This is a genomic window from Nocardia sp. NBC_01327 (assembly GCF_035958815.1).
In the GTDB taxonomy this organism is placed as follows: domain Bacteria; phylum Actinomycetota; class Actinomycetes; order Mycobacteriales; family Mycobacteriaceae; genus Nocardia.
The window spans coordinates 2,471,587-2,484,686 of sequence record NZ_CP108383.1 but is presented as its reverse complement, the minus strand read 5'-3'; the positions used below and the strand labels follow the sequence as shown (position 1 = coordinate 2,484,686).

The 13,100-nt window shown below is 66.9% G+C and carries 15 protein-coding genes; 9 read left to right on the top strand and 6 right to left on the bottom strand.

The window, feature by feature from the left end; translation table 11 throughout:
• Window positions 1-157: 157 nt before the first annotated feature.
• From OG326_RS10860 to OG326_RS10845, 4 genes are all read left to right on the top strand, one after another.
• The gene (locus OG326_RS10860; RefSeq protein ID WP_327144498.1) at window positions 158-1,309 is read left to right on the top strand and encodes an LLM class flavin-dependent oxidoreductase; all 1,152 of its coding nucleotides are present in this window, start codon (window positions 158-160) and stop codon (window positions 1,307-1,309) included.
• Between the two features lie 40 nt (window positions 1,310-1,349).
• Window positions 1,350-2,102 carry a glucose 1-dehydrogenase gene (locus tag OG326_RS10855; RefSeq protein ID WP_327144497.1) on the top strand — a complete coding sequence of 251 codons (753 nt, stop codon included), beginning with the start codon at window positions 1,350-1,352 and terminating at the stop codon, window positions 2,100-2,102.
• Between the two features lie 116 nt (window positions 2,103-2,218).
• Entirely contained in the window at window positions 2,219-3,172 is a 954-nt protein-coding gene (locus tag OG326_RS10850; protein WP_327144496.1) for an alpha/beta hydrolase, read from the top strand.
• A 92-nt stretch (window positions 3,173-3,264) separates the two neighbouring features.
• Window positions 3,265-3,681 carry a DUF4189 domain-containing protein gene (locus OG326_RS10845; protein WP_327144495.1) on the top strand — a complete coding sequence of 139 codons (417 nt, stop codon included), beginning with the start codon at window positions 3,265-3,267 and terminating at the stop codon, window positions 3,679-3,681.
• Between the two features lie 6 nt (window positions 3,682-3,687).
• Here the strand turns inward: OG326_RS10845 and OG326_RS10840 are convergent, their stop codons facing one another.
• The 3 genes from OG326_RS10840 to OG326_RS10830 form a co-directional block, all read right to left on the bottom strand.
• The gene (locus tag OG326_RS10840) at window positions 3,688-4,056 is read right to left on the bottom strand and encodes a DUF5313 family protein (protein WP_327144494.1); all 369 of its coding nucleotides are present in this window, start codon (window positions 4,054-4,056) and stop codon (window positions 3,688-3,690) included.
• Window positions 4,056-4,520, bottom strand: a complete 465-nt coding sequence (locus OG326_RS10835; protein WP_327146435.1) for a MarR family winged helix-turn-helix transcriptional regulator — start codon at window positions 4,518-4,520, stop codon at window positions 4,056-4,058. The genes OG326_RS10840 and OG326_RS10835 overlap by 1 nt, the downstream gene beginning before the upstream one ends.
• A gap of 97 nt (window positions 4,521-4,617) precedes the next feature.
• Window positions 4,618-5,046, bottom strand: a complete 429-nt coding sequence (locus tag OG326_RS10830; RefSeq protein WP_327144493.1) for a nuclear transport factor 2 family protein — start codon at window positions 5,044-5,046, stop codon at window positions 4,618-4,620.
• Between the two features lie 83 nt (window positions 5,047-5,129).
• Between OG326_RS10830 and OG326_RS10825 the strand changes: the two genes are divergently transcribed.
• Both OG326_RS10825 and OG326_RS10820 read left to right on the top strand, forming a co-directional pair.
• A complete protein-coding gene (locus OG326_RS10825; RefSeq protein ID WP_327144492.1) occupies window positions 5,130-5,684 on the top strand; it encodes a TetR/AcrR family transcriptional regulator in 555 nt (184 codons plus the stop codon).
• 80 nt (window positions 5,685-5,764) lie between these two features.
• Window positions 5,765-6,985 carry an RtcB family protein gene (locus tag OG326_RS10820; protein ID WP_327144491.1) on the top strand — a complete coding sequence of 407 codons (1,221 nt, stop codon included), beginning with the start codon at window positions 5,765-5,767 and terminating at the stop codon, window positions 6,983-6,985.
• Window positions 6,986-7,059: 74 nt separating this feature from the next.
• Here the strand turns inward: OG326_RS10820 and OG326_RS10815 are convergent, their stop codons facing one another.
• The gene (locus OG326_RS10815; RefSeq protein WP_327144490.1) at window positions 7,060-7,542 is read right to left on the bottom strand and encodes a hypothetical protein; all 483 of its coding nucleotides are present in this window, start codon (window positions 7,540-7,542) and stop codon (window positions 7,060-7,062) included.
• A gap of 138 nt (window positions 7,543-7,680) precedes the next feature.
• Entirely contained in the window at window positions 7,681-8,427 is a 747-nt protein-coding gene (locus tag OG326_RS10810) for an MBL fold metallo-hydrolase (protein WP_327144489.1), read from the bottom strand.
• Window positions 8,428-8,497: 70 nt separating this feature from the next.
• Between OG326_RS10810 and OG326_RS10805 the strand changes: the two genes are divergently transcribed.
• Together OG326_RS10805 and OG326_RS10800 are read left to right on the top strand one after the other, a co-directional pair.
• Complete coding sequence (locus OG326_RS10805) at window positions 8,498-9,100, top strand: TetR/AcrR family transcriptional regulator (protein WP_327144488.1); 603 nt, start codon at window positions 8,498-8,500, stop codon at window positions 9,098-9,100.
• 251 nt (window positions 9,101-9,351) lie between these two features.
• Complete coding sequence (locus OG326_RS10800; RefSeq protein ID WP_327144487.1) at window positions 9,352-11,472, top strand: RecQ family ATP-dependent DNA helicase; 2,121 nt, start codon at window positions 9,352-9,354, stop codon at window positions 11,470-11,472.
• Between the two features lie 154 nt (window positions 11,473-11,626).
• Here OG326_RS10800 and OG326_RS10795 read toward each other — a convergent pair whose 3' ends face one another.
• A complete protein-coding gene (locus tag OG326_RS10795) occupies window positions 11,627-12,115 on the bottom strand; it encodes a MarR family winged helix-turn-helix transcriptional regulator (RefSeq protein ID WP_327144486.1) in 489 nt (162 codons plus the stop codon).
• A 110-nt stretch (window positions 12,116-12,225) separates the two neighbouring features.
• On the opposite strand from OG326_RS10795, the gene OG326_RS10790 reads away from it, so the two are divergent.
• Window positions 12,226-13,071, top strand: coding sequence for an NAD(P)H-binding protein (locus tag OG326_RS10790; RefSeq protein ID WP_327144485.1), 846 nt, complete (start codon window positions 12,226-12,228; stop codon window positions 13,069-13,071).
• The last annotated feature ends 29 nt before the right edge of the window (window positions 13,072-13,100 follow it).

The window sequence follows — 13,100 nt, the reverse complement described above, 5'->3', positions numbered from 1 at the left end:
TTCCTCAGCGTTTGAACCGACGCTAAGACCGGGGATGCACGGCGGCACGGTGTGGTCCCGGCCACTGAGACAACCGAATGACCTGAGGGTATGGGTCCTGAAGTATTCCGGTTAGGCATAGCGGCCGGACGAGCCTGCCGCTGGTAGGGAGCCCCGGATGAAGTTCTCCATGATCTTCGAAGCACAGATGGCGAATCCCACCGCCGAGCACGAGGCACAGGTGCTGCGCGACTCGGTGGAGCAGGCCGTGCTCGCGGATCGGATGGGCTTCGACACCGTCTGGGCGGTCGAGCACCACGGGCTCAAGTGGTACGCGCATATGAGCGCCCCGGAGATCTTCCTGACCTGGGTCGCCGCGCGGACCGAGCGGATTCGCCTCGGGCACGGCGTGGTCTGCATGCCCTTCAACTTCAACCATCCGGTGCGCGCCGCCGAACGCGCCGCCATGCTCGATGTGCTCTCGGGCGGGCGGGTGAACCTGGGCGCGGGGCGCGGGGCCACCGCCGTCGAGACCTCCATGTGCGGCGTCGATCCCGCCCGCACCTCTCAGGAGGTCGAGGAATCGCTGCGCCTGATCGCGAGCGCCTGGCAGGATCCGGAAGGCGAATTCTCCTACCACGGTGAGCTTTTGGATATCGAGCCGCACCATCTGCTGCCGCGGCCGGTGCAGCGCCCGCATCCGCCGCTGTTCATGGCATGCACCAGGAAGGACACGCTGAGGCTGGCCGCCGAATACGGCATCGGGGCGCTGGTGCTCGGATTCGCCGGGGTCGAGGAGATCGCGGAACTGCGGCGCATCTACGACGCCGCGATCAGCGCCCGGACCGGCGAACGATTCGTCTCGACCGTGGTCAACGACCATTTCGCCGCGCTGTGCCCGACCATCGTGCTCGATGATCGCGAGCGGGCCCGGCAGATCGGGGCGCGCGGGCAGCGGTTTTTCGCGCAGGCCATCAAGCACTACTACGGCGCGGGGCCGGTACCCGACGAAGCCGTGGATCCTGCTGTCGACGAGGTCGCCAAGATCCGCGAGGCCGCCGAGGAGCACGTCGCCTACCTGCACGAGGCCAAGATCCCGGTGAAGTCCGGCTCCACCGCCATCTTCAATACCGAGCACGCGTACGGCACCGCCGAGGACGCCATCGCGTATGTGGAGCGACTGCAGGCCGCCGGCGCCGACGAGATCCTGTGCCTCATCCAGATGGGCACGGTGCCGCAGGAGGCGTGCATGGAGACCATCCGCCAGTGGGGCGAGAAGGTCATCCCCCACTTCCGTAATACGCGCAGTTGTCCGACGAACAAGCCGTAATGCGAACCAGCACTGTCGAAACGAGTAGAAGGAATCCGAAATGGTTGATCTGAACGGCAAAGTCGCACTGATCACCGGTGCCGCCCGCGGTCAGGGCGCTGCCGAGGCACGCCTGTTCGTCGAGCGGGGCGCGAAGGTGATCATCAGCGATCTGCTGGAGTCCGAGGGCAAGGAGCTCGCCGAATCCCTCGGCGGCGCAGCCCTGTTCGTGCGTCACGACGTCACCGATACCGACAGCTGGGCTGCCGCCGTCAGCACCGCGGTCTCGGCCTTCGGCAAGCTCGACGTCCTGGTCAACAATGCCGGCATCTACACCATGAAGCCGCTCATGGAGACCGGTTCCGATGAGCTGGAACGCATTCTGAAGGTGAACCTGATCGGCGCGTTCAACGGCATCAAGGCCGTCGTCCCGGCCATGATCGAGGCGGGCGGCGGTTCCATCGTCAATATCTCCTCGCAGTCCGGGCTCGAAGGCCTGATGAACCACGCCGCCTACGGCTCCTCCAAGTGGGGTCTGCGCGGGCTGAGCAAGGTCGCCGCGCTGGAGCTGGGGCTGTCGCAGATCCGCGTCAATTCGGTGTACCCCGGCCCCATCGCCACCCCGATGGTCCCCTATCTGACCACCGGTCCGGGCAGCTTCCCGAACCTGCCGCTGGAGCGCTCCGGCCTGCCCGAGGAGGTCGCCGAACTGGTCGCCTTCCTCGCCTCCGATGCCGCCGGGTACATCACCGGCGCCGAGGTGGCCATCGACGGCGGGCTCGCCGCGGGCAAGTTCATTCCGCGCGGTATGTAGACCATCCGCGCGGAGCTGTCTCGGACGTTCCGCGCGGATCGGTGCGCCGCCCGCACCTGCGAGGCGGGCGGCGCACCATTCCAACCGAAATCCCCTGTCCACCTGAGGAGTCCGCGATGCCACTGTCGCCCGAATGGCAAGTCTTCGTCGACGCGGCCACCGCCGCCTTCCCCGCCCTCGGCACCGAGGTGACCGACGCCGCCGAAGCGCGCGCCTTCCTCGCCGCCCGGCCCGCACCGGTGGTCGAACCCATTCCCGTTGCCGGAGTGGAAGAGTGGCTCATTCCCGGACCCGTCGATGCCCCCGAGATCCCGGTGCGGCTCTATCGGCCGCTGAATGCCGAAAAGACACCGGGCGTGGTGGTCTTCTATCACGGCGGCGGATTTGTGCTCTGCAGCCTGGACAGCCACGATCGGTTCTGCCGCACCATGGCGAATGAGGCTGGGGTGATGGTGATTTCGGTGGACTACCGGCGCGCCCCCGAGGCCCGGTTCCCCGCTGCCGCGCACGATGCCTACGCCGTGCTGCGCTGGGTCGCCGACAATGCCGAATCCCTCGGCGGCGATCCGGCCCGCGTCGCGGTGGCCGGTGACAGCGCGGGCGGAAATCTCGCCACCGTCGCCGCCCTGCAGGCCCGGGACAACGGCGGTCCGGATATCGCCTTCCAGCTGCTCCTGTACCCCATGCTGGACCCGGCCTGCGACAGCGTCTCCTATACCGAGAACGCCGAGGGCTACTTCACCACCGCACCCCAAATGCGCTGGTACTGGGAGCAATACCTGAAAAACGCCGCCGACGCGGACGACCCCTACGCCACTCCGCTGGGCGCGGATCTCACCGGGCTCCCGCCCGCGTACATCGCCACCGCGGAATTCGATCCGCTGCGCGACGAGGGCGAGGTCTACGGCCGGCTGTTGCGCGAAGCCGGGGTGGACACCGAGATCCAGCGCTGGGACGGCACCATCCACGGCTTCATGTCCATGGCCTGGCACCTGCCGGAAACCCGGCGCGCCAATGCCGCCGCATTCGCCGCGCTGCGCCGGGCCCTGACCCGGATCCCCACCCGCTGAGCGCATCTCGATCGGCGAATTTCTGGCCGGGCGACCGAGGCGCGGCTAGCATCGCGAACGTCCGTCATTTGTTTGAAACATCGGGAATTCTCTTGTCGGTTGTACGCACCACCGCCCTCACCGCCGCCGTAACCGTTGCCTGCGCCCTGGCTGCCGCAGGCAATGCCGAGGCCGCCGCGCAGTACTACGGCACCATCGCCGTGTCCAAGATCCGCAATGCCGCCGTCGTCTCGACCGATCGCAGCAAGGTGTCGGCCGATGCCGCCGCCATTCGCGACTGCGCCAGCTACGACTGCACTCTCGTCCTGCACTTCACCGACGGCTGCGGTGCGGTCGCCCAGGGCGCGGACGGCACTTTCGGCTGGGCCGCAGGCGGTTCCCGCGATGAGGCCGAGCAGGCCGCGATCACCGGACTCGGCCAGAGCAACCCGCCGTTCCCGGACCTCGGCAGCGCCAGCCCGCAGGCGGCACACGTCGTCGCCTCGGCCTGCACCCCGAATATTCAGTAGTCGCGCTCAGCGTCCGTAGCGCGCCTCGTAGGCAGCGCGCTCGGCCGCTCGGCGGCCGGCGCGGACGGGATTCTCCAAATCCTCTGGGAGACCGTGCTTTCCCAGTCGATGCACCCTGTTCATGGGCATGTAGGCGATGATGTAGAAACCTGCCAGCAGGACGGCCAGCAGGACCATCGCGCCGCGCAGCCACAGTTCACCGGGGAAGAGCAGGAACGCTGCGAAGATCGGGGTGAGCGGGAACAGTCCGCGCACGAGATGCCTTGGTACGGCGAACTTTCCGGTCAGGTCATTGCGGACCCACTCCTGCAGCGAATCCGGAAGCCGGGCGCCCATGGAGTAGCCGACCCACTGAATCGGATTGGGACGCTTCATCACCGGGTTCCCTTCGCCGTATCGGCCGACGCACGGCGGGCCGCGGTGTTCACGCGATTGAGCACATCGCGCAGGTCTTCCAGATCGGCCAGGCTGACGCCGAGCCGCTCGACCACCGCGGGCGGAATCCGCTCCGCGTCATTGCGCAGCTCCCGGCCTGCGGCGGTCAGATCGACAACCAGATTGCGCTCATCGTGGGTATCCCGGCGCCGGGTGATGAGCCCGGCGGCCTCGAGCCGCTTGAGCAGCGGTGACAGTGTCGGCGAATCGAGTTGGATGGCCTCGCCTATGTCCTTGACCGACATGGGCGCCTCACCCCACAGGGCCAGCATCACCAGATACTGCGGATGTGTGAGCCCCATGGGTTCGAGCAGCGGCCGGTAGACGGCCAGTACCGCGCGATTGGCCACCGCGAGCGCAAAACACACCTGCCGGTCCAGACGCAGCGGATCCTCGATATCCATCTCCACAGCTCAGCCCTCCTCCATCGCTACCGTTAGGGCAATAATAGTTAATGCACTAACTGTTGGCACGCGATCCGAGGAGTCTGTCCCGTCACACTCACTGCATGAGCTGGATCATCCCGGCGACGCGATTCGTATCCATGTAGTCGCGGAACAGCACCACCTGCCCGTCGCGCACGCCGACGACATTGACGGACGTGCGCACCCGGGCGCGCTCGGCGCCCGGCCTGGTCAGCTCGACATCGTTTTCCACCCAGAACAATTCGGGATCGGACGTCTCATAGATGGTCGGGTGGACGCCGTGCACCACCACACCCGAGAGCCGCTGCGGCGACCACCAGCGCTCCAGGTGCGCGCGAATCTCCTCGCGGCCCTCGAACCGGTTCGGAAAGCCGGGAATCACAAACGGGATCTCGAAGACGGCATCCGGGGCGAACAGTGCGACAAACGCTTCGGCATCACGGGCCGGAAGGACTTCGAAGAGCCGTTCTACCAGCTCACGAGGGGTTTCTACGGAAGTGGACATCATGCCTCCTGAAACGGAACGTATAACCCGTTTAATATTCGGGGCGCTCGCCCCGCTTGTCAATGGGCGGTAGGCTGCCAGGTGTGCCGGATCGCCCGCTACGCGCCGATGCCCGCCGCAATCGCGAGCGGGTACTGGCCGCCGCCCAGGAAGCCTTTGCCGCCGAAGGCATTTCGGTACCCCTCGACGAGATAGCGCGCCGCGCGGGCGTCGGCGCGGGCACCGTGTACCGCCACTTCCCTACCAAGGAAGCGCTTTTCGAGGCCGCCATGGTGGACCGCGTCGAGCGGATGACCAGTAGCGCCCGGGAGGCCTTGACCGCCGAGAACGCCGGGGACGCCTTCTTCGACTTCCTGCAGCACATGGTCGCGGGCGGCGGGGTCAAGCGCGATCTCGCCGACGCTCTCGGACCCCAGCGCGCGAACGCCTACGAAGGCCTGGCCCGCGAACTGCAAACCGCCATAGGCGAATTGCTCTCGCGCGCCCAGCAAGCCGGAGCCGTCCGCGCCGATATCGGCCTCGCCGAACTCATGACAATCCTCAAGGGATTCTTCGTCGCCGTCCACATCGACAACGCGAACTCCGGCCTCCAGGAACGCGCCTTCGCCGTCATCACCGACGGCCTCCGCCTGCGCTGAATTGCTCGACCGAATAATGCGGTGCGCGAGGACGGGTCGTGCACCTACCGTGAGTAGCAATCCAATGAAAGGACAGTCCAATGTTTCCCGTCGAGCTGCGCGGTACCCGAGCGCAGACCCTTATGTGGGCCCACGAGCACGAGGTCGAGCCGGCCGCGCTGCAGCAGCTGCGCAATATTGCGAAGCTGGAGTGGGTATACGGGGTACGGGTCATGCCGGATGTACACCTGGGTAAGGGTGCGACTGTCGGGTCCGTGATCGCCATGAAAGACGCTGTCGCGCCTGCTGCGGTCGGCGTGGATATCGGCTGCGGAATGGAAGCCGTTCGCACTTCGCTCACTGCCGCGGATCTGCCCGATAATCTGCATGCATTGCGGTCGCGGATCGAAGCGGCGGTGCCGGTCGGCTTTGCCGCACACGAGGATTCGGTGAATGTGAATCGGCTGAACGCGGAGGTCTCCGGTCACCGCGCCAGCAATACTCTGCGTTCGGGCTGGGATCGATTCTGGAAGGCGTTCGATTCGCTCGATCCGGCCGTCCAGTCTCGCGAGTCCAAGGCGCACAAGCAGATGGGAACCCTCGGCGGAGGCAATCACTTTTGCGAGGTATGTCTGGATTCAGAGCAGCGCGTGTGGATTCTGCTGCACTCCGGGAGCCGGAATATCGGCAAGGAACTGGCGGAGCGGCATATGTCGGTTGCCCGGGCCCTGCCGCACAACCATGATCTGCCTGATCGAGATCTGGCCGTATTCCTCTCCGGTACACCGGAGATGGATGCCTACCGCCGCGATCTGACCTGGGCGCAGGAGTATGCGGCACGAAATCGGGCCGTCATGCTGGCGCTGGTCTGCAAGGCGGTGCGCGAGGAGTTCGCGGGTCGCGAGGTGCTCTTCGACGACACCATCTCCTGCCATCACAACTATGTGGCGGAGGAAGTCATCGACGGGATGTCCATGCTCGTCACGCGCAAGGGTGCGGTCCGGGCCGGTGCAGGGGACCTGGCGCTCATCCCCGGCTCCATGGGTACGCGGTCGTATGTGGTTCGGGGGAAGGGGAATCCGGCGTCGTTCCAGTCCGCTTCGCATGGGGCGGGGCGGCGGATGAGCCGGAATGCGGCCAAGCGGCAGTTCACGGTGGCGGATCTCATCGCGCAGACCGAGGGGGTGGAGTCGCGCAAGGACGCGGGGGTGGTCGATGAGATTCCGGCGGCCTACAAGGACATCGATCAGGTTATCGCGGCACAGGGTGATCTGGTGGATGTGGTCGCCACGCTGCGGCAGGTGCTGTGCGTGAAGGGCTGAATAGTGAACCGTCGCACCCGATGTGGGTGCGACGGTTCACTACTGCCTGATCATCGGTTCGAGGTGTTCGATCGTCAGCGCCGCCGCAGAGTGGTCGCGACGCCGGCTCCGGTCAGGAGAATGCCGACGATCAACGGGAATCCCGCCTGCAGCCATTGGAACAGCGCTACGTGCATATCGCTGGAGACGAAGGGAATCTCGCCGATCAACCGGAAGGTGTCGTTCGGGAAGATCATATGGATGAGTCCGGGCAGCACACCCCAAACCAGCCCCGCCACAATGGTTCCCACGGGCGAATACGCGGCCAGCGCCGCCACCAGCAGGAACAGCGCCGCACCCAGGAGAATCTGCAGGGTCGAACCCAGCCGATCCGAGAAGTCCCCGAGAATCACCCACTGTCTGGTATCGGCCGCGCCGTTGGCGGAGAACGCAATCCCGATGGGCGTCGCCACCAGGCAGATCACCGAACCGACCACGGTCCGCGAAACGTTTCCACTACTTCGAAACTGCGCACCCGGCGGAGTCCACCCCGCGGGCGACGGAAACTTCTCCGGCATCACCGTCTCCCTGCTCACCGGACGCCGAGCGGCTACCGGTACCCCATTGTCCGCCGCGTCCGGGGTTTCTGCGCGATCTTGACCGCACCGCAATCCAACCCGGACAACCAGCGTATTTCGCCCACCGAAGCAGCTTTTCTATACCGCCAGTGACCGGCCCGTGTCCAGAATGTGCACAGTGGTGTCGGGCGCGAGATCCGCTGCGGCAGCACGGAAGAGATCGGGCCGATTACGGTCCGATTTGGTCATCAGCCGGTCACCCAGCGGGCCACTGGTGAACGCGTAGTGGATCGGGACGGCCAGGCGCGGGCGCAGCGACCGCGTCAGATCGGCGGCCTCCGCCGCATCCATGACCACCTGATGATTGAGCAGCGGGCGAATCCGCAAACCATTGATGGGCAGCAGCGCCAGATCCACCTCCGGAAAACGGCGGGCGATCTCGTCGAGTTCGGGGATGCGAAGGGTATCGGCGCCGAAGTAGACGGTGTGGCCGTCGGCGCGCAGGACGAAGGTCACCTCGGGGACGCCGTGACTGGCAGGCGCGGCGGTCACCTCGATCGGGCCGAGATGCGTTGACTGCCATGGTGCGAGTTCGACCACATTGGCGAAACCCGCCGCCCGGACCCGTCCCGCGAGACCCGGGACCACCGCGAAAGGCACTGTCTTGTCCGGATATTCGATGAGGGCGTCGAGATCGCAGTGATCGTAGTGCCCGTGGCTGATCACAATGCCCGCGAGTTCGGGCAGGTCGGCGGCGGTGGCGATGCTGCGCGGCTCGCCCTGGTAGTAGAAGCGGCGTTCGGAGAGCCACGGATCGGTGAGGATGCGGGCTCCGCCGAAATCGAGCAGGACGCTGGCGTGGACAACACGGGTGACTGTGAGCATGGGATTTTCCTAACAAGACAGCCGTCTACTTACGTATGTAAGTAGACGGCTGTCTTGTTATGCTGTCAAGGTGTCCGACAAACCTGTACGCAGCCGCAATCGCCGCGGTGAAGGTGCCCGGCTGCGGGACGAGCTGGTGGCTGCCGCCAGCACCCTGCTGGAAGATCTGGACGGCCAGGAGGCGCTCTCGCTGCGAGCGGTCGCTCGGGCGGCCGGGATTGCGCCGCAGAGCGTGTACCTGCATTTCGCCGATCGGCGCGAACTCCTCACGGCGGTGTATCAGGTGCGATTCACCGAACTGCGCGCCACGCTGGAGTCCGCGCGCAATGCCGTGCCCGAAAGTGCTGCCGGTGAACGACTTTCGGCGGTTTGCCGGGCCTACGTCGAGTACGGCACGCGGCATCCCGGCCACTATCGCGTGCTCTTCGGCACCGCAGGCACACCGGGGTGGGAGCCCAGCGCGGGACAGCTGCCAGGGCTGCCGACCCTGCAATTACTCGTCGATGCCGCCGCCGCCTGCGGTAGTGCGGACCCCACCGCCACCGCGACCTGTCTGTGGGCCGGGATGCACGGATTGATCACGCTGCGGCAGGACCGCCCGAGCTTCCCCTGGCCGGCCCTGGACACATTGGTCGACACCATGGTGAACGCGCACCTCGCGGCGGCGAGGTAACCGTCACTCGGGAACGTCGGTAATCGTCACTCGGGAACAGTGGCATCCATCGGTACCCGACGCGATGAAGGACGGCGGGGCGTTCGTGGGGGTGCACGGTGACCGCACGGCCGAGCGCTTCTCTCGTGGCCGAATCCGGCAGTGAGCGGCCGCGGAGGCACCGCGCGTGTCGTTCGGCTCGCGGGCGGCCGACGGCGCGGCGGGGTGCGAGGGTCGACGGGAGCTTCGTGGTGTCGGTGCGGTGAGGCACGATGGAGCGCGTGACCTCGAGCGGCGCGACCCCGACCAGCACCCTCTCCACCGATCTGCGGGAGGATGCGGAACGGCTGCTGCGTGAGCTGGCCGGGCCGCGGGCGCGGCTGCGGGAGGATCAGTGGATTGCCATCGAGGCGCTGGTGGTGCAGCGGCGGCGGGCACTGGTGGTGCAGCGCACCGGCTGGGGTAAATCGGCGGTGTACTTCATTTCGGCCAAACTGCTGCGGGCGGCGGGGCGCGGGCCGACGGTGATCGTCTCGCCGCTGCTGGCGCTCATGCGCAACCAGGTTGTCGCGGCCGAGAGAGCCGGAGTTGTTGCGGCGACGATCAATTCGGGCAACGTCACCGAATGGGACGATATCCATGCGCAGGTCGCCGCGGGCGAGGTCGATGTGCTGCTGGTCAGTCCCGAACGTTTGAACAATCCCGACTTCCGCGATGCGGTGCTGCCCAAGCTGGCCGCCGATGCCGGGCTCGTGGTGATCGACGAGGCGCACTGCGTCTCCGACTGGGGCCACGACTTCCGGCCCGACTATCGCCGAATCCGTACGCTCATCGCCGATCTCGGCTCGGATGTGCCGGTGCTCGCCACCACGGCCACCGCCAATGATCGTGTGGTCACCGATGTGGCGACCCAGATCGGCACCGACACTTTGGTTTTGCGCGGCGGGCTCGATCGCGAATCGCTGCACCTGTCGGTCGTGCGCATTCCCGATGCGGTGGAGCGCACCGCATGGCTCAGCAGGCGGCTGCATGAATTGCCGGGCTCGGGAATCGTTTACGCGCTCACCGTCGCCGCCGCGCACGATCTCGCCGATGTGCTGAATTCGCACGGCCACCATGTCGCCGCCTACACGGGGCAGACCGATCCGACCGAGCGCGAGGCTCTGGAAACCGCACTGCTGGCCAATGAGGTCAAGGCGCTCATCGCCACCTCGGCGCTGGGCATGGGTTTCGACAAACCCGATCTCGGCTTTGTGGTGCACGTGGGTGCGCCGTCCTCGCCGATCTCGTACTACCAGCAGGTCGGCCGCGCCGGCCGTGGCACCGACCGCGCCGAGGTGGTGCTGCTGCCCGGGCCGGAGGACCGCCAGATCTGGAGCTACTTCGCCTCCGTGGCCTTCCCGCGCGAGCACATCGTTCGCTCGGTGCTGGCGGCGCTGGGCACCGACCGCGCCCTCTCGACGGCCGCGCTGGAGCCGCTGGTGGAGCTCAATCGCTCCCGCCTGGAAATGGTGCTCAAGGTGCTCGATGTGGACGGCGCGGTACAGCGGGTGCGCGGCGGCTGGCTCAATACCGGCCAGCCCTGGGAGTACGACACCGAGCGCTACGAGCGCCTGACCATTGCCCGGGAAGCCGAGCAGCAGGCCATGATCGACTATCAGTCGACCACCGAGTGCCGGATGAACTTCCTGCGCGGTCAGCTCGACGATCCGGATCTGCTGCCGGGCGCCCCCGGCTGCGGCCGCTGCGACAATTGCACCGGCGACCGCCAGAACACCGCCGTCGACGCCACCGATCTGGCCGCCATTCGCGCCCGGCTGGACCGCCCCGGCATCGACCTCGCGCCGCGCAAGCAGTGGCCCACCGGTATGGCGAAACTCGGAATCTCCCTGTCGGGCAAGATCTCCGACGCCCCCGAGGTCGGCCGGGTGCTCGGCCGCCTCAGCGACCTCGGCTGGGGTCAGCGCCTGCGCGCCCTGCTCGACGCACCCGACGCCCCGGTGCCCGACGAGGTCTTCAAGGCCTGCACCATCGTGCTCCGCGAATGGGATTGGAACGAGCGGCCGACCGCCGTCATCGCCCTGGACTCCCCCGGCCGCCGCCTGCTGACCACCTCACTGGCCGCCCGCCTCGCCGAAATCGGCCGCCTGCGCGACCTCGGCATCCTGCACCTGCGCCCCGACCTGCCCCCGATCTCCGCCGTCAACTCGGCCCACCGCGTGGCAGCGCTCAACAATGCCTGGGAGACACCGGATCTCACCGATGTCCAGGGCCCCATCCTCCTGGTCGACGCCCTCACCGACACCGGCTGGACCTTCACCATGGCCGCCCGCGCCCTCCGCGCCGCCGGCGCCGACGCCGTCCTCCCCTTCGCCCTGGCCACCCCCTCTTAGCTCGTCCCCGTCGCACGACTCCCCGCCGATACTCACCTTCCCAGCGGACACCCGTCATCCCGGCGCGTTTGGCCGGGTTCCACGCGGCGTCGATGCTGGGCGGCGCGGTGGATCCCGGCAAAACGCATGCCGGGATGACGAGCCGGATTGCCCTTCAGGCGTCTTTGGCGAGGCCGCGCGTTTTGAGTGCGTCCAGTGAGTCGACGTACTGGAGCATGAGGCGGGCGAAGTCGAGGCGGTCGCTGTCGGACCAGTCGGCGGTGATGTAGTCGAAGGCGTCGCGCTGATGTTTGCGGAAGCGGGTCATCAACTCCTCGCCCTGGGGGCTGAGCTCGAGCACGGTGCGACGGCCGTCCAGCTGTGAGGCGGCGCGGACGAGATAGCCGGCCTTGATGATGTCGCTGACCATGCGACTGGCCACCGAAGGATCGGTGCCGAGCAGTTCGGCGACCCTGCCGACGGTGACCTCCGAGCCCGGTTCCCGGTTGTGCTCCTGGATCAGATTGAGCACCAGCGTTCGGCTCAAATCCTTTGCCGAGATGGGGTTTTCGACCTCCAGCAGCGAGGTCCGACGCAGCTTCCCGAATGCCGGGCCGACAGCATCGAGCAGCTCATCGGCGGTGCGCGAGTCCTTCACAGTCATATGCACATCGTATATCCATGAAGGAACGAATACATGTGTTGACTCTCAAACGTGTGCATGACAACATGCATATGTACACAAACACAGAACATCGATCCCTGGAGAACCCCATGACCACCCTCGTCACCGGCGCTCGCGGCAAAGTAGGCCACGCCGTCCTCACCGCATTGCACACCGCCGGACTGCCGGTGCGCGCCGCCAGCAGCGACCCGGCCGCCCTCACCGTTCCCGCCGGCGTCGAGGCCGTCGCGCTGCGCTTCGACGCCCCCGAAACCTTCGATGCCGCGCTCACCGGTGTCGACCAGGTCTTCCTCTACGCCGCCCACGCCGGCGTCGATTCCTTCCTCACCGCGGCCCGCGCCGCCGGAGTCGAGCACATCGTGCTGCTCTCCTCCTCCTCGGTCGAATCCCCCGACGTCGCAACACATCCGATCGGCGCACAGCACTACGCCGTCGAAAACGCGCTCATCGCTTCGGGTATCACCGCCACCGTGCTCCGCCCCGGCGCCTTCGCCAGCAATTCCTTCGGCTGGGCCCGATCCATCGGCACCCACCAGCCGATCGAACACCCCTACCCGGAGGCGGGCATCGCGCCCATCCACACCGCCGATATCGCCGATATCGCCGTCGCCGCCCTCACCGGCGCCACCGCACTGCGCGGTCGCACCGTCACTCTCACCGGCGGGCAGACACTGACCTTCCGCACCCAGATCGCCCTCCTCGCCGACGCCATCGGCCGCGAGATACCGATCACCACCATCACGCATGACGAAGCGCTGCAACAGATGTCGGCCGCTATGCCCGCCGGTATCGCCGAATCGCTGCTGACCAATTGGGCCGCCGCCACCGCACGTCCCGAGACCATCGCCGACACCACCGAAACCCTGCTCGGCAAGCCCGCCCGCACCTTCCGGCAGTGGGCTCAGGACAACGCCGCCGCGTTCACACGTTCCTGAACACGGCCTCGTCCCGGCGAGGCCCTTCT